The following is a 17,050-nucleotide window of genomic DNA, read 5'->3' on the forward strand; positions in this document are numbered from 1 at the left end:
TTGAAAATGATGATGGATTTGAATAAAAGTCATGTCTTTTGTTTTTATAACGTTACAAATATGCAAAATATATGTTTAAAACGCCAAATTATTCAGAATTAAATTTTCAACATTTATACTTTCCTTAGTTTTATTTAAAAAAGATTAATTAATCTTCAAAATAAGGTTTAAAATACTGAGTTGTTTAATCCATACTGCTCATTTTAATTATTGATTTCCTAAAATAATAGGTAATCCACTATCACCAGAACCAATAATAATAGTTTTACTGTTTGGAGATTCTGATAATTTTACTGTAGCTTCAATACCTTTATCCTGAAGTATTTTATCTGTAAGCGATGCACTTAAAATTCTATTTGCATCAGCCTTACCTTGCGCTTCAATAATTACTTTTTCTGCTTCTTTTTTCGCGGTAACTAATCTAAACTCGTATTCTAAAGATTCTTGCTCTTGTTTAAGCTTGCGCTCAATAGCATCTTTAATAGTAGTTGGTAGTTTTACGTTTTCTACAAGCACACGTTTTACATTTACAAACTGACCATCTAACTCGTTTCTTACTTCTTCCAAAATCTCTAATTCAATAATATCCCTTTTACTAGAATATAATTGCTCTGGCGTATAACGCCCTACAACACTTTTTGCTGCCGCATTAATCGCTGGGTTTAAAAGCTCACGAATATAATCTTCACCTTTTGTTTGTATTAAATTACCTAAGTTTTTAAACTCTGGCTGAAACCAAATTGTTCCGCTTACAGTAATATCTAAACCATTTACAGAAAGTACATTCATGTTTTCTGAAATAGATTGCTGGCGTACCTTTTGAACAATCATATCGTTCCATGGTGCTACAATATGGAAACCTTCACCATAAGTATGTTCCGTATTAACACCACCTCCTAAAGGCTCAAATAAAACACCACCTTCACCAGGACCAATGGTTACTAAAGATTTTGATACAACTATAATTAGTACAATTATTCCAATAATAAAGGGAAATGCAATTTTTGGTAATTTTTCCATATTTAATTTTTTATTTAGTTCTCAAAGATAAGGTATTTAAACAGGTTTAACGAATTAAAAACCAATTATAGACACCACAAATCAAGTGTTAAAACTATAGCTAATTCCTTCTAAAATTCTTAATTTTAATCTAGATTTTACACCCTAAAACTATAATGTTATGAAAACAATTATCATATCATCCGATTTCTCGGAAGAAGCACAAAATGCAACCTTATACGCCATACAAACCGCTAAAAAAGTTAAAGCTAAACTGGTGCTTTTTCATTTACATATTTTATCTATACATGTTGTGCAATCTAGATTGCCTTACAAAAACATATTACAATCTATAGATTACGCAAAAACCAAAATTGAAAACCGTGCTAAAAAACTTTCTGAAACTTACGGTATTGAAATTAAGGTGGATTTCGCCATGGGAGAATACTTTAAACAACTGCAGCGCTCTATTGAAGAACATCATGCCGATATGATTATTATGGGTATGCATACAAAAACCATAGAAGGCGATTTATTAGGCAGTACAACCTCTGAAGCAATTAATAAAATTCAAATTCCTATTTTGGCTGTGCCAATAAAAGCGAAATTTACAAGTATCGATAAAATATTATTCGCTTGTGATTTGGATAAAGGATTAACATCTAATATCTTAAAAGAAATTAAGAAGACTACTAAAAAGTTTGATGCCGAACTGAGAGTGTTTCATGTAAATAATAAAATATCAGAATTAGAAAGCAACGTTGAAATTTTAAAACCATTAGAAGAAGTCTCATATTATTACAAAAACGTGCAATCTGAAGCTGTTATAGACGAAATAAGAAACGAAATGCTAGAATACAAACCCGATATCCTAATTATGGTGCCTTACGAGTACGGCTTCTGGTCTTCGTTAATTCATAAAAGTAAAACACGTATTATGTCTTCTGGATTAGATATTCCATTATTATCAATACGAGGATAATACATCTCAAAGTTTTAATATAAAAAAAGGAGTGAAACTTCAATTAAAATGAAGGTTTACTCCTTTTTTTTCAATTAAATGAGACCTTTATATTTACGTAAAAACCACTCTGCAGAAAGCGCCAATGCAATAATAGCCAATAAGTACTTCCAATCTATTAACGGACGACTCGTGTTATGGCTTTTTTGAATAGGCTGATAGCGATCATCACTTAATAAATCTGTAATTAAACCTTTATGGTTATCAATGAAATAACTCTCACCATTACTATTTACAGCCAATTGTTTTAATTTTTTAGAATTTGCATTTAAAAATTGCTGCTCCACATTGTATTCTAGAATTTGAAAACTACCAGATTTCGATAGGTTTTCTTTTGACGTACGAACAGTAAAACTATATTCTGAAGGCGGTAAACTACTTAAATCTACTTGATAGTTATTATTTTTAAGAATAAAAGGAAACGTTTTTTCTTCTTTTGAAAGCTTATCAATTAGCTTTATCTGAAGACTTTCGCGCGTATCGAAAATAAAATTCTTGTCAAAAAACTCAGCTTTAATAACAATATTTCCACTTCCATTATAAAAAGATTCATAATCAACATTTAAACGATTTCTCTTTTTATTTGAAGCTAAATATTGAATAATCTTCCCAAGGAAATCATCAAATTCATTAAACGATTTTGAATTTAAAAAACTCTGCGAACGCCATTTCCAGATATTCTCACCAAAGAGAATAGCTTCTCGCCTTCCTCCTGTTTCCAACGTTACAAATAACGGTTCTTGAGTTGAAATACCATTAACATTTTTATATAAAATAGTTTCAAACGGCACCGTAAAAACAATCGATCCATAATTTGATTTTAATGGCGGAAACGATTCAAAATTAATATCATCTACTAAAAAAGACGTGTAATTTAAATTTAATTGAGCCTGATAATTTTCTGTTTGACCTGTTATTTCATGATCGTAAGTTGTATTGTTTTTATTCAGAAAATCTAAATCAGTATTACTTCCTTCTATTATAAATTTATTCTTGTTTTCAGCATTCAACTTAGTAATCAGCTCTTTAAACTTATTGTTCGGCTGATACAATATAACTAATTGAAAGTCATTTATTTTTGAAACAAATTCATTTGGCTCAAAAAACGAAACTGTACTACGCTCATTACTTTCTATACTTTTTTTAAGACTCCCCAAATCTGGATGCGAAAACGTAGAAACTACAGCAATATTGTTTTTTTGATCGATAACTTCTACAGCGAAATTCTTGTAATTATTAACCTTATTTTTTTCGTTTTCTATTGGAACTAAATATGCTTTATAAGCACTAACCCCTACTTGAGAAGCTGGTAAATTAAAATTAAGAAGTGCTGAATTATTGTTTTTTGAAAAAGACACGTTTTGAGAAAACACGGTAATATTACCTTGCTTTACAACAAACTTAGAAGTTACATTAGAGTTTCCGCTGTAAACCACAATGGCTTCTCCCGGAAATTTATTTTTTAAATAAGCATACTTATTAACGTTTAACTGCTGGATTTTTAAATCGACATACGTAATAGTATCACCTAATATTATTGAGTAAACAGGCTGCTTATAAGTATTGCTCGCAAACTCATAATCGTTCCCTAATGTTTGATTTCCATCGGAAATTAAAACTGTTGGTGCATTACTTGTTTTATAAATTTGCGACAACTGAGTAAAGGCTTCATTGATGTTCGATTGCTTTTCTGTAAAAGTAAGAGAATCGGAAGCTTTAAAGGTTTCTCCAAAAGTGTAAAAGGAAAGATTAAATTTGTTTTTTAATTCTGAATTTTCAGAAATTGTTTCAACTAAAGTTTTAACCTTTTCACTTTGATTAAGATGTTTTATAGAATTCGAATTATCTACAGCGATAACCAAGTTTGGCTTTTCTGTAGTAAACGTAGTTTGGTTGAATTTTGGATTTATTAATAAAATAAGAATTGAAAATATACTAATAAATCGCAAAAAAGCGAAAAGCATGTTCAATTTAGACATGCTTTTCCTTTTATTGATATACTGAAACAGAGCTAATGAAAGCGCTACTATTCCAGCGAGTATAATGTATAATAGAGTTTCTGAACTCATTAAAATTTTTGATGTGTTTTGATGAAATTCCCTCTTGCGAGAAAATGGAAAATTATTTTAAGTTAGCATTCCGCCATCAACATTTAATGTTTGCCCTGTAATATAAGCAGACATATCACTCGCTAAAAACACACAAACATTTGCGATATCTTCTGGAGTTCCTCCACGTTTTAATGGAATACCTGCTCTCCATCCTTTCACGACTTCTTCATCTAATTTAGCTGTCATTTCAGTTTCAATAAAACCTGGAGCAACTACGTTACTTCTAATGTTTCTTGAACCTAACTCTAAAGCTACAGATTTAGAAAAACCAATAATACCAGCTTTTGATGCCGCATAATTGGTCTGCCCAGCGTTACCTTTAACTCCAACAACAGAACTCATGTTAATGATAGAGCCTTTACGTTGTTTTAACATGGTACGTTGTACCGCTTTCGTCATGTTGAAAACCGATTTTAAGTTCACCTCAATTACAGTGTCAAAATCATCTTCACTAATACGCATTAATAAATTATCTTTAGTGATACCTGCATTGTTTACAAGAATATCAATACTTCCAAACTCAGCAACTACATCTGCCGCTAATTTTTGAGCATCGTCAAAATTTGCAGCATTACTTTGGTAACCTTTAGCTTTTACACCAAGTGCAATTAAATCTTTTTCTAATGCATTAGCTGCTTCTACAGACGAACTGTATGTAAACGCTACATTTGCACCTTGTTGTGCAAAAACTTCGGCTATACCTTTCCCAATACCTCTACTTGCACCAGTAATTATGGCCGTTTTTCCTTCTAATAATTTCATGTATTTACTTATTATTTTTACTTGCCATTTTTTTAAGACTCTAAATAAACAGGTTTTAACCGCTTATTTGCTTCTAAAATGGATTATAAATTTTTAGTTGATTTCTAACTCTGTCAATGATTATTGTTAACCTTTAACCAAAATCAAATATAAGAATTCCTATTATAACTGCACATAAAAAAAGCCGATAGGTTAAAAAACTTATCGGCTATTTGTTTACATTTTTAATTTTTCTGTCTTTTCATAATTAAACAGATAATCTACATCCATTTCTTGGACTTTACCAAGCTCTTTTAAAGCTTTAAAATCGATGTCTTTTTTATTTCCTATAACCATTACATTATAGTTTTCACCTTTTATATTACTATTAAAAAAGTCGCGTAAATCTTCAATAGTCATATCTTTTATGGTATTATACATTTCCTCTCGGTTATCATTCTCAATACCACGTTTTTTCAAACTTTCATAATTCCAGAAAATATTAGATTTAGTAATACGCTGTGCTGCTATTTTCTTTAGAGTTGCCTCTTTAGCTGCATTAAACTGTTTCTCAGCTTCAGGCATATTAGTCATTAAATCCATCATGGCACTTACAGCCTGTGGCATTTTGTTAGCCTGCGTACCCATATATGCCATAACGTAATTCGCATTTTCTTTTTCATCAGCCATTTGGTAACTAGAAAAAGCAGAGTATGCTAAAGATTTAGATTCGCGTATTTCTTGAAATACTATGGACGATAATCCGCTACCAAAATAAGTATTGAATAACGTTGAAGCTGCAATATTTTCTGCTTTAAAAGGTTCTCCTTTTGCTAAAAATAACATTTCCGACTGTACCATGTCGAAATCTACAAAGTAAACATTTCCACCTGTTTCTTGTTCTTCATAAACTAAAGCTTCTGGATACTCTTTTAAATCTTCAGGAATGGTATGACTTGAATTAAGAGCCGCTACAACTGCATCAACATCTTTTCCATAATAAAAAACACGTTGATTGTAGTTTTTCATATCCTTAACAATATCAACCAATTCTTTAGGGTCAATAGCGTTTAACTCATCAGTTTTATAAATATTTCTTAAACGAGATTTTTCGCCATATTTACCATAACTCATTAAACCGTTCCAAAGAATACTTCCTTTTTGTCCTTTACTATCTTGACGTTCTTTTATAATAGATTCTACGTATTTTTTATATGCATCCTGATCTGGAACCGCGTTATTCCATAAGTGTTCTAAAAGTTCTAACCCTTTTGGTAAATTTTCTTTTAAACCGTTGAGACTTACATAAGTTTTATCATCTCCAGCAAAAACATAATAACTTACTCCAAGCTTGTAAAACTCCTTTTTTAGCTCCTCGTTGCTATACTTAGCCGTTCCCAAGTAATCCATGTAATTAGCCGCTAGCTTTAGTTTTTTATCGTTATCGCCACCCATATCGAAAATGATATTTAAATCGAATAAATCATTCAATTCATTTTCAATGTAAGATACCCCAATCCCGTTAGTGGTTTCTGTAGTTTTAATAGCCGTTTTGTAATCTATAAATTTGGGTTTTAAATCCTCAGACTCCATACTATTGAAAGCGGTTAAAAACTCAGAACTTTTATCTCTATTTAAATGAACCGGGGTAATACCTGGGTTTTGAACCTTAACAATATTAGAATCTTCACCTTGACGTTTGTAGGTAACCACATAATTGTTTTGGTAAAATTTGTTGGCAAAATCTACCAATTCTTGTTTCGTTACCTTTTTTAAATCGTTTAAAAACTTCACTTTACTAGCCCAATCTTCATGATGAATAAAGGCGTTATAATATGCAGAAGCCAAAGCTGTACTGTTTTCGTATTGTTTGGTTTGACTCAGTTTTAAGTCGTTTACCACAGCATCAATCATCCAATCATCAAACTCGCCTTTCTTTAATTTTTCAATTTGTTCTAATAAAAGAGCTTTAACATCATCCAAAGACTGTCCTTCTTTTGGCGTCCCTGTAAATTGGTGGTAACCATAATCATTTAAAAATGTTGGAGAACAACTAGCATTTTGTACAACCTGCTTCTGGTTTAAATTTAAATCTATTAAACCTGCGTTTCCATTAGCCAAAATCATATCTGCTAAGGTTACAAATTTTTGATCTTCACTCCCAATGCCATTAGCTCTAAACGCTATAGATACATTTTCAGCTGTTGGGCCAAAAACTTCTTTGATTACCGGAGATGTAAGTGCGTCTTCTTTTGGTAAAACTGGGTGAGTAACTTCTTTATTTTCAAATGCACCAAAAGCTTTATTAACTTTTGCTATGGTAGCATCAAAATCTAAATCGCCAACTAAAACCATAGCCATATTATTAGGCACATAATACGTGTTGAAGTAATTATGAATATCTACTAAAGATGGGTTTTTTAAATGCTCGGCATTACCAATTGTGGTTTGTTGACCATAAGGATGATTAGGAAATAAGCCTTTCAACATAGCATAATATCCTTTTCTGAAATCACTATCTTGAGTTCTATTGAATTCTTCAAAAACAGCTTCTAATTCTGTATGAAACAAACGTAAAACCAGCATACTAAAACGCTCACTTTCTACAGTTAACCATTTATCCAATTCATTAGCAGGAATTTTATTTTTATAAACCGTTTCTTCAAACCAAGTATGTGCATTAGTTCCTGTCGCTCCTAAAGAACTAATCATTTTATCATACTCATTTGCAACACTATAGTTAGATGCTTCTAGAGAAACTTCATCTATCTTTCTGTATAGTTCTTCTTTCTTATCAAGATTCGTTTCTGCGCGATGCGCTTCATATAAATTAGAAATAGAATCTAAATATACTTTTTCCTTCTCCCAATCTAGCGTACCTATTTTGTCCGTACCCTTAAACACCATGTGTTCCAGGTAATGAGCTAAACCGGTAGATTGCTTAGGATCGTAATTAGAACCAGCACGAACAGCAATATAAGTCTGGATTTTAGGTTCATCGGTATTTTTACTTAGATAAACTTTTAATCCGTTTTCTAAGGTGTAAAGTCTTAAACCGGTTGGGTCATTTTCGGTAATTTCATAAGAAAACCCATTAGCATCTGTATGCGCTGTTGTAGCAGCAGCAACTTCTGAGTTTTGATCTGTTTTACAACTAAAGCAAATAGCTAAAATTGCTAACACAAAAAGTGTTTTAATTTGAGTCATAGATTGAAGTTTTTAGATTGTGTGCTTAAAATTAAGCATAAAAAAAACGTTAACTTAAATAAGTTAACGTTTTTTCAAATGAATTATATTTGAGTTTCAGTAATTATTTACCTAAAACTTCTGCAATTTTCTTTCCAATTTCAGCAGGAGAATCAACAACGTGAATTCCACATGCTTTCATAATTTTCTTTTTAGCTTGTGCAGTATCATCACTACCACCAACAATAGCTCCAGCGTGTCCCATTGTACGACCTGCAGGTGCAGTTTCACCAGCGATAAAACCAACAACTGGTTTTTTACTTCCACTAGCTTTATACCAATTAGCAGCATCAGCTTCTAATTGACCTCCAATTTCACCTATCATCACAACAGCTTCAGTTTCTGGATCGTTGATTAATAATTCAACAGCTTCTTTAGTAGATGTTCCAATAATTGGATCTCCTCCAATACCAATAGCTGTAGTTATACCTAAACCTTGTTTTACAACTTGGTCAGCAGCCTCATACGTTAAAGTTCCTGATTTAGAAACAATACCTACTGTACCTTTTTTGAAAACGAAACCTGGCATAATACCAACTTTAGCTTCACCTGGCGTAATAACACCTGGACAGTTTGGGCCGATTAAACGGCAATCTTTACCTTTTATATAAGTAGATGCTGTAATCATATCAGCAACAGGAATACCTTCAGTGATTGTAATAATAACTTTTATTCCAGCATCGGCAGCTTCCATAATGGCATCGGCAGCAAAAGCTGGCGGTACGAAAATAATGGTAGTATCTGCTCCTACTTGCTCTACTGCCTCTAATACAGTATTGAAAACAGGTCTGTCTAAATGTGTTTGACCACCTTTTCCTGGTGTAACACCACCAACAACGTTGGTTCCGTATTCAATCATTTGGCTGGCGTGAAAAGTACCTTCACTACCTGTAAAACCTTGAACTATTATTTTTGAATCTTTGTTTACTAAAACGCTCATAGAAGATTTTTTATCGTTATTTTATTTACTTAACAAAAGTAATTTTTTGAATTCTATTTTTAAAGTAAAAACCGAATTACTTTTTGTTATTTTTTTATTGATTTTAATATTTCTGGAATCTTTCTAATATAGGCTAATTCCTTAAATTTTTCTCTAGCTTCACCCGCAGGTGAACCAAAATATGCTTTGTTCGCATCGGTTGAATGTCCTAAGCCAGATTGCGCAAAAAGCTCAGTACCTTTTGCAATAGTAATTCCGCTTTTTACACCTGCTTGTCCCCAAATTACAACTTCATCTTCAACAACCACACAACCCGCAATACCTGCTTGTGATGCAATAAGGCATTTTTTCCCTAAAACGGTATCATGCCCAATTTGAATTTGATTATCTAATTTAGATCCGTAACCAATACGTGTATCGGCTGTCACACCTCTATCTATAGTACATGCAGCTCCGATATCAACATGGTCTTCAATAACCACACGTCCGCCCGATTTTAATCTATCATAACCATCAGGACGTTTTTTATAATAGAATGCATTTGCACCTAAAACAGTTCCTGAATGAATGGTAACATGATCCCCAATTACGGTATCATCATATATACTAACATTGGCATGAATTACGCAATTTTCGCCTATTTCAACATTATGCCCAATAAAACAATTTGGTTGAATTACTGTGTTTTCTCCAATTTTAGCGGACCCTGAAATAGCACTGTTAGCCGACTGAAAAGGCTTAAAGTGATTGGTTAAAGTATTGAAATCTCTAAACGGATCGTCACTTACTAATAACGCTTTCCCTTCTGGACAATCTACCTTCTTATTAATTAAAATAATAGTTGCTGCTGAGTTTAAAGCTTTATCGTAATATTTTGGATGATCTACAAAAACAATATCACCTGCTTCTACAACATGAATTTCATTCATGCCTAGAACAGGAAAATTTAAATCCCCAACAAAGTCACAACCAATAAGATCTGCAATTTGTTTTAAAGTATGTTGTTTTGGAAATTTCATAGGTTTAGACAGCTATTACAAAGAATTGTTTTACTCTTTTACACGTTCTTTGTAAGTTCCTTTTGCTGTTTCAACTTTAATTTTATCACCTTCATTAATAAATAAAGGTACATTTACAGTTGCTCCAGTTTCTACGGTTGCAGGTTTTGTAGCATTAGTTGCCGTATTACCTTTAACACCAGGTTCCGTTGCTGTAATTTCTAAAACAACACTTGCTGGTAAATCTACAGAAAGTGGTGAGTTATCTTCAGTGTTAATTAATACGGTTACAACTTCGCCTTCTTTCATTAAACCAGGGTTATCTAAAGCTGCTTCTAATAAACGAATTTGAGTATAATCTGCTTCATTCATGAAATGGTAAAACTCACCATCATTATATAAATATTGAAATTTATGAGTTTCAACACGAACATCTTCTAATTTATGACCTGCAGAAAATGTGTTATCTATAACCTTTCCGCTTGTTACACTTTTCATTTTAGTTCTTACAAATGCTGGACCTTTTCCTGGTTTTACATGTAAAAATTCTACAATTTTATATATATCATTATTGTATCTAAGACATAAACCGTTTCTAATATCACTTGTAGTTACCATAATTTAATTTTGAAATTTAATATTTGTTTTAATCTCTTTTTTGAAAGATTAAGTAATCGTTTTAATTTGCTTTGAAGTATCCCTTCATGATACCTCTATGAGAATTTTTGATAAACTGAAGAATTTCATCACGTTCTGGAGTTGCTTCCATTTCTGCCTCAATAATTTCAGCAGCTTGCGTATTGTTATAATTCTTCTGATATAAAATTCTATAGATATCTTGAATTTCTCTAATTTTTTCGGTGATATAACCTCTTCGTCTTAATCCAACAGAATTAATACCCACATAAGAAAGTGGCTCTCTTGCTGCTTTTACAAAAGGAGGTACATCTTTTCTAACTAAAGATCCGCCAGTTACAAAGGCATGATTACCAATAGATACAAATTGGTGTACAGCCGTCATACCTGCTAAAACCACATAATCACCAATAGTGATATGGCCAGCAAGCGTACTATTATTAGAAAAAATACAATTATTTCCAACAATACAATCGTGGGCAACGTGGCAATATGCCATAATTAAACAATTATTACCAATAACTGTTTTCATTCTATCGGTAGTACCTCTATTTATGGTTACACACTCACGAATAGTGACATTGTCGCCAATTTCAACAGTGGTATCTTCGTCGTTATATTTTAAATCTTGCGGAACTGCAGAAATTACAGATCCTGGAAAAATATTACAATTCTTTCCAATACGTGCACCTTCCATAATGGTTACGTTACTACCTATCCATGTGCCTTCACCAATAATAACATTGTTATGTATGGTAGTAAAAGGCTCTATGACCACGTTTTTTGCAATTTTTGCACCTGGATGCACATATGCCAATGGTTGATTCATTTGTAAGTTTTTAGTTTAGTCTTAATAAGTTAAAGCAGGAATTACCCACTTAGACCTACTTATTTTACTTTTGATATTTGAGCCATTAATTCTGCTTCTGCACAAAGCTTACCGTTAGAATAAGCATAACCTTGCATATGACAAATACCTCGACGTATTGGTGTAATTAACGAACATTTAAAAATTAATGTATCGCCAGGAACAACTTTTTGTTTAAACTTAACTTTATCCATTTTCATGAAAAATGTTAAATAATTTTCTGGATCAGGAACTGTATTTAAAACTAAAATACCGCCCGTTTGTGCCATAGCTTCTACTATTAAAACACCTGGCATAACTGGAGCGCCAGGAAAATGACCTTTAAAGAACTCTTCGTTCATGGTAACATTTTTCTGAGCGATTACATGACTATCAGACAGTTCAAAAACCTTATCGATTAATAAAAATGGCTGACGGTGAGGCAACATATCCATAATTTGATTAACATCCATTAAAGGTGTTTGATTCAAATCTATTTTAGGAACATTGTTTCTACGTTCAATTTTAATAAGCTTAGACAATTTTTTAGCAAACTGCGTATTAATATAATGCCCAGGTTTGTTAGCGATCACTTTTCCGCGAATGCGTGTACCAACTAAAGCTAAATCTCCTAAAACATCTAATAGTTTATGGCGAGCCGCCTCATTTGGGTGATGCAATGTTAAATTATCTAAAATACCGTTTGGTTTAACGGCAATATTATCTTTCTTAAAAGCTATTCTTAACTTCTCCATAGTTTCTGGAGATAAGGCTTTATCAACATAAACAATAGCATTGTTTAAATCGCCACCTTTAATTAAGCCATGCTCTAAAAGCATTTCTATTTCATGAAGAAAACTAAATGTTCTTGAGTTAGAAATATCTTCTTTAAAATCTGAAATTTGATTTAAAGTTGCATTTTGAGTTCCTAAAACCTTAGTACCAAAATCTACCATAGTAGTAATTTGATACTCTTTAGCAGGCATTACCAAAATCTCACTACCAGACTCTTCATCTGTATATGAAATAATATCTGTTACCTCATACTCTTCTCTAAAAGCATCTAGCTCTACAATTTCGGCTTTTTCAATAGCTTCCACAAAGAACTTAGACGATCCATCCATAATTGGAGGCTCGGCTGCATTTAATTCAATTAAAGCATTATCGACATCTAACCCAACAAAAGCAGCTAAAACATGCTCTGATGTTTGAATTGACACTCCGTTTTTCTCTAAACATGTACCACGTTGTGTACTGGTTACATAGTTGGCATCGGCCTCTATTACAGGTGCGCCTTCTAAATCTACACGTTTAAAACACAACCCAGTATTAGCTGCAGCTGGTTTAAAAGTTAAGGTTACATTTTTACCTGTGTGTAAACCAACTCCTGTTAAAGTAACGTCTTTTAGAATGGTTTTTTGTTTGATCTCAGTGTTAACTATTCCCATTTATTTTTTCTAAATCATTTATATTTTTAACAATCTTAGGAAGATTTTTAAAGTGAACATACGACTTATTATAATCGCTAATAGCCAAAGCTGGTGAGCCTTGGAGAATTTCATTATCTTTTACATGTCTAGCAATACCAGACTGTGCTTGTATTTTCACATTGTTACCAATAGTAATATGGCCTGCAATACCAACTTGCCCACCAATTTGGCAATGTTCGCCAATATGTGTTGAGCCAGCAATACCGGTTTGTGCGGCAATTACAGTGTTTTTACCAATTTCTACATTATGTGCAATTTGAATTTGATTATCCAATTTAACACCTTCTCTTACTATGGTTGAGCCTAATGTTGCTCTATCAATAGTTGTACCTGCGCCAACATCAACAAAATCTTCTAGAATTACATTCCCTATTTGTGGAACCTTATTGTATCCGCCATTCTCATTTGGAGCAAATCCAAATCCGTCGGCACCAATAATAGCTCCAGAATTAATAACACAGTTTTTACCTATAATAGTTTCTGAATATATTTTGGCTCCTGAGAATATAATAGTATTGTCACCTAACGTTACATTATCACCTATATAACTATTAGGGAAAATTTTTACATTATTTCCAATTACCACATTATCGGCAATATAACTAAAAGCTCCTATGTATAAGTTTTCACCGTACTTAGCAGATTCCGAGATAAAAGAAGGCTGCTCTACACCTACTTTATTAAGTTTTACCGAATTGTAATATTCTAGTATTTTAGAAAATGCCATATAAGCATCGTCTACTTTAATAAGTGTGGTTTTTAGATCGTTATCTGGTTCAAACGTTTTATTTACAATAGTAATAGACGCTTGTGTTTTATATATATGTGCGGTGTATTTAGGATTGGCTAAAAAGGTTAAAGAACCTTCAAACCCTTCTTCTATTTTTGATAGTTTAGAGACTTCAGCTTTCGGGTTCCCGACAACTTCTCCCTCTAAAATACCCGCTATTTGTTGTGCAGTAAACTTCACACTAAAGATTTATTGTTTTGTTTAATTTTTGGCAAAAATAGGAAAAATGTGTTAAACTTTAACCTTAGGGTAACATATATAATATTTGGTAACCCGTTTTGATAGTGCTTTTAAATTAAGCTGGTCGGATGCTTTTACAATATCTTCTATTTTCCCAGACTTATGCAAGATGTTAATTCCTTGCGTTTCTAACTGATATGCTTGGTTAGAAATACTTCCTGTAAACACAAAGTAGTCAGCCTCTTCTCTAGTTATATTATGCTTATTTACAAAGAGTTTAATCTGTTTTTCTAACGTTGTTTTCTTAACAGGTTTATTCTTTAACTTGATTTTTAAAAGATTCCTATTAATAATCATTTCGCATATATTTCTTAAAACAAAATCGTCATTAAATTGCCAAGCCTTCATTGCTGAAATAATATCGTAATCATCCAATTGAGAAAACACGTTTAACACTTCATCATTAAAATCATCAATAGAAATTTCATTTTTCAGAAAATACTGCAATGGTTTGCTCGCTTCTAGCTCTACTCCTTTTAATGTTAACTCTTTGGCGCGTTTTAAAACACGTATTAAAAGTTGCTCGGCCACAATACCTGTTTTATGCAAATACACTTGCCAATACATTAAACGGCGTGCAATTATAAACTTTTCTACGCTGTAAATCCCTTTTTCTTCAACAACAAGTTTATCATTAACCGCGTTTAACATGGTTATTAAACGTTCGCTATTAATGTTTCCTTCGGCTACACCGGTATAAAAACTATCCCGTTTTAAATAATCGGCACGATCCATATCAAACTGACCAGAAATTAGCTGATACATGAACTCACGATGATAATTCCCCTTGAATATTTCAATGGCCAGCGTTAAACTTCCGTTAAATTCTTCATTTAAACGCTCCATAAAAAGCATTGAAATTTCCTCGTGAGACACGTTATTTACAATACTATGCTCCATGGCATGTGAGAACGGACCATGCCCAATATCGTGCAATAAAATAGCTATATAAAGCGCGTTTTCTTCATCTTCTGAAATGCTAACCCCTTTAAAACGAAGTACATTAACCGCTTGTTGCATTAAATGCACGCAACCAATAGCATGATGAAATCTGGTATGGTGTGCGCCCGGATATACCATATATGACAAACCCATTTGCGTAATTCTACGCAAGCGCTGAAAGTATTTATGTTGAATTAAATCGAATATTAGCGAATTTGGAATAGTAATAAATCCGTAAATTGGGTCGTTTAATATCTTTAGTTTGTTCAAACTTTAAGTTTTTACAATTATTATTTACAAATATAGGTATATGATATGAGCCACACTAAAATTTTAGCGCTCGTGAATATCAATGATATCTTAATATTTTAAACTTTACAAACCGTTACAAAAACATACAAATGAATACAATAAAAATACTTTGGGTAGATGATGAAATTGATTTACTAAAACCACATATTTTATTTTTAGAAAAGAAAAACTACCAGGTTACTAAATGTAATAGTGGATCGGAAGCTATTGATATTTTAGATGATGAAAATTTTGATATTGTATTTTTAGATGAAAACATGCCAGGTTTAAGCGGCTTAGAAACGTTACACGAAATTAAAGAGAAACGCGATAGCCTTCCGGTAGTAATGATTACTAAAAGTGAGGAGGAATACATTATGGAAGAAGCTATTGGTAACAAAATAGCAGATTACTTAATAAAACCTGTGAACCCCAATCAAATTCTACTGAGTTTAAAAAAGAATTTAGATCACTCCCGATTAGTCTCGGAGAAAACGACTTCTAATTACCAACAAGAATTTAGAAAAATTGCTATGGATTTATCCATGGTAAATAGTTACGAAGAATGGGTTGCACTTTATCAAAAACTAGTGTATTGGGAAATTCAGTTAGAAGACATTGAAGATGTTGGCATGTTCGAAATTTTGGAATCTCAAAAAAACGAAGCCAATGCTCACTTTGGAAAATTTATAGATAAGAATTATGCGGATTGGTTTGAACCTAATACTGATGCGCCCATTATGTCGCATACGCTATTTAAAGAAAAAATTGCTCCTGAAATTAGTAAAGAGCAACCAACTTTATTGGTTGTAATTGATAATTTACGCTACGATCAATGGAAAGTTTTCGAACCAATAATTAACAACTATTATAAAAAAGAAAAGGAAGATGCCTTTTTCAGCATATTACCTACTGCTACACAATATGCGCGAAATGCTATTTTTTCTGGCTTAATGCCAAGCGATATGGAAAAGCTTTTTCCTGAATATTGGAAAAACGATACAGATGAAGGTGGTAAAAATTTATTTGAAGCGGAATTTTTAGAAACTCAATTAAAACGCTTAGGCCTTAGTAATTTAGAGCATGAGTATTACAAAATAACCAACTTAAAATCGGGAAAAAAATTAGTTGATAATTTTAAAAGTTTAAAAAAGAACGATTTAACGGTAGTGGTTTACAATTTCGTAGATATGCTTTCACACTCTAAAACGGAAATGGAAGTTGTAAAAGAACTAGCCTCTAATGATAAAGCTTATCGCTCCTTAACGCATAGTTGGTTTAAAAACTCACCTTTACTCGAAATGATTCAGCAAGCGCAACAAATGGGCTTTAAGCTTATTTTAACCACCGATCATGGCACTATAAATGTAAAAAACCCATCTAAGGTTATTGGCGATCGCGATACTAGTTTAAACCTGCGTTATAAAACAGGACGAAGTTTAACTTACGAAAACAAAGATGTTTTTGAGGCAAAAGATCCTAAAGAAATCCATTTACCATCTATTAACATGAGTAGCTCGTTTATTTTCGCGAAAACTGATATGTTTTTTGCTTACCCAAACAACTACAACCATTATGTAAGCTATTTTAGAAATACATATCAACATGGTGGCGTATCGTTAGAGGAGATGATTATTCCATTTGTGGTATTTAATCCAAAAAAATAAACCCTACATCCCCTTAACAAGAAGAATGTTATAAATACATAGCCATTTTAGTTTTTAAATTATAAAACTGAAATGGCTATTTTTAGTATAA

13 protein-coding genes are annotated in these 17,050 nt (G+C 32.3%); 2 read left to right on the plus strand and 11 right to left on the minus strand.

Going from position 1 to position 17,050, the window contains the following annotated elements:
- Nucleotides 1-207: 207 nt before the first annotated feature.
- Nucleotides 208-1,020 (minus strand): prohibitin family protein, encoded by an 813-nt coding sequence (locus BM246_RS04155; RefSeq protein ID WP_042495022.1) that lies wholly within the window; start codon nucleotides 1,018-1,020, stop codon nucleotides 208-210.
- A 160-nt stretch (nucleotides 1,021-1,180) separates the two neighbouring features.
- Here BM246_RS04155 and BM246_RS04160 point away from each other — a divergent pair, with 160 nt between their 5' ends.
- Complete coding sequence (locus BM246_RS04160; protein WP_074935964.1) at nucleotides 1,181-1,981, plus strand: universal stress protein; 801 nt, start codon at nucleotides 1,181-1,183, stop codon at nucleotides 1,979-1,981.
- 74 nt (nucleotides 1,982-2,055) lie between these two features.
- On the opposite strand, the gene BM246_RS04165 is transcribed toward BM246_RS04160, so the two are convergent.
- The 10 genes from BM246_RS04165 to BM246_RS04210 all read right to left on the minus strand — a co-directional run bounded on the left by BM246_RS04165 (nucleotide 2,056) and on the right by BM246_RS04210 (nucleotide 15,271).
- Nucleotides 2,056-4,089, minus strand: a complete 2,034-nt coding sequence (locus tag BM246_RS04165; protein WP_074935966.1) for a hypothetical protein — start codon at nucleotides 4,087-4,089, stop codon at nucleotides 2,056-2,058.
- A gap of 57 nt (nucleotides 4,090-4,146) precedes the next feature.
- A complete protein-coding gene (gene fabG / locus BM246_RS04170; RefSeq protein ID WP_042495010.1) occupies nucleotides 4,147-4,893 on the minus strand; it encodes a 3-oxoacyl-[acyl-carrier-protein] reductase in 747 nt (248 codons plus the stop codon).
- 216 nt (nucleotides 4,894-5,109) lie between these two features.
- Nucleotides 5,110-8,079: a M16 family metallopeptidase gene (locus BM246_RS04175; RefSeq protein ID WP_074935968.1), complete on the minus strand. Its 2,970-nt coding sequence runs from the start codon at nucleotides 8,077-8,079 to the stop codon at nucleotides 5,110-5,112.
- 103 nt (nucleotides 8,080-8,182) lie between these two features.
- Nucleotides 8,183-9,058, minus strand: a complete 876-nt coding sequence (gene sucD, locus BM246_RS04180) for a succinate--CoA ligase subunit alpha (protein WP_042506813.1) — start codon at nucleotides 9,056-9,058, stop codon at nucleotides 8,183-8,185.
- Between the two features lie 86 nt (nucleotides 9,059-9,144).
- Complete coding sequence (locus tag BM246_RS04185; protein WP_074935970.1) at nucleotides 9,145-10,077, minus strand: UDP-3-O-(3-hydroxymyristoyl)glucosamine N-acyltransferase; 933 nt, start codon at nucleotides 10,075-10,077, stop codon at nucleotides 9,145-9,147.
- A 30-nt stretch (nucleotides 10,078-10,107) separates the two neighbouring features.
- Nucleotides 10,108-10,674: an elongation factor P gene (gene efp / locus BM246_RS04190; RefSeq protein WP_042506815.1), complete on the minus strand. Its 567-nt coding sequence runs from the start codon at nucleotides 10,672-10,674 to the stop codon at nucleotides 10,108-10,110.
- Nucleotides 10,675-10,735: 61 nt separating this feature from the next.
- A complete protein-coding gene (lpxA, locus tag BM246_RS04195) occupies nucleotides 10,736-11,521 on the minus strand; it encodes an acyl-ACP--UDP-N-acetylglucosamine O-acyltransferase (RefSeq protein ID WP_074935972.1) in 786 nt (261 codons plus the stop codon).
- A gap of 59 nt (nucleotides 11,522-11,580) precedes the next feature.
- The gene (locus BM246_RS04200; protein ID WP_074935974.1) at nucleotides 11,581-12,987 is read right to left on the minus strand and encodes a bifunctional UDP-3-O-[3-hydroxymyristoyl] N-acetylglucosamine deacetylase/3-hydroxyacyl-ACP dehydratase; all 1,407 of its coding nucleotides are present in this window, start codon (nucleotides 12,985-12,987) and stop codon (nucleotides 11,581-11,583) included.
- Nucleotides 12,974-13,999, minus strand: coding sequence for a UDP-3-O-(3-hydroxymyristoyl)glucosamine N-acyltransferase (gene lpxD, locus BM246_RS04205; protein ID WP_074935976.1), 1,026 nt, complete (start codon nucleotides 13,997-13,999; stop codon nucleotides 12,974-12,976). The genes BM246_RS04200 and lpxD overlap by 14 nt, the downstream gene beginning before the upstream one ends.
- 51 nt (nucleotides 14,000-14,050) lie before the next feature.
- Nucleotides 14,051-15,271 (minus strand): HD domain-containing protein, encoded by a 1,221-nt coding sequence (locus BM246_RS04210; protein WP_042495004.1) that lies wholly within the window; start codon nucleotides 15,269-15,271, stop codon nucleotides 14,051-14,053.
- Between the two features lie 131 nt (nucleotides 15,272-15,402).
- On the opposite strand from BM246_RS04210, the gene porX reads away from it, so the two are divergent.
- Nucleotides 15,403-16,959 carry a T9SS response regulator signal transducer PorX gene (porX, locus tag BM246_RS04215; RefSeq protein ID WP_074935978.1) on the plus strand — a complete coding sequence of 519 codons (1,557 nt, stop codon included), beginning with the start codon at nucleotides 15,403-15,405 and terminating at the stop codon, nucleotides 16,957-16,959.
- Nucleotides 16,960-17,050: the final 91 nt, after the last annotated feature.

The organism is Algibacter lectus (genome assembly GCF_900112395.1).
Lineage (GTDB): Bacteria > Bacteroidota > Bacteroidia > Flavobacteriales > Flavobacteriaceae > Algibacter > Algibacter lectus.

Bases quoted from the DNA above. Each gene is read 5' to 3' on its own strand.
- BM246_RS04200 (WP_074935974.1), bottom strand. From the start codon at position 12,987: ATGGGAATAGTTAACACTGAGATCAAACAAAAAACCATTCTAAAAGAC.
- lpxA (WP_074935972.1), bottom strand. From the start codon at position 11,521: ATGAATCAACCATTGGCATATGTGCATCCAGGTGCAAAAATTGCAAAA.
- porX (WP_074935978.1), top strand. From the start codon at position 15,403: ATGAATACAATAAAAATACTTTGGGTAGATGATGAAATTGATTTACTA.
- BM246_RS04155 (WP_042495022.1), bottom strand. From the start codon at position 1,020: ATGGAAAAATTACCAAAAATTGCATTTCCCTTTATTATTGGAATAATT.
- BM246_RS04175 (WP_074935968.1), bottom strand. From the start codon at position 8,079: ATGACTCAAATTAAAACACTTTTTGTGTTAGCAATTTTAGCTATTTGC.
- efp (WP_042506815.1), bottom strand. From the start codon at position 10,674: ATGGTAACTACAAGTGATATTAGAAACGGTTTATGTCTTAGATACAAT.
- BM246_RS04160 (WP_074935964.1), top strand. From the start codon at position 1,181: ATGAAAACAATTATCATATCATCCGATTTCTCGGAAGAAGCACAAAAT.
- sucD (WP_042506813.1), bottom strand. From the start codon at position 9,058: ATGAGCGTTTTAGTAAACAAAGATTCAAAAATAATAGTTCAAGGTTTT.
- fabG (WP_042495010.1), bottom strand. From the start codon at position 4,893: ATGAAATTATTAGAAGGAAAAACGGCCATAATTACTGGTGCAAGTAGA.
- BM246_RS04165 (WP_074935966.1), bottom strand. From the start codon at position 4,089: ATGAGTTCAGAAACTCTATTATACATTATACTCGCTGGAATAGTAGCG.
- BM246_RS04185 (WP_074935970.1), bottom strand. From the start codon at position 10,077: ATGAAATTTCCAAAACAACATACTTTAAAACAAATTGCAGATCTTATT.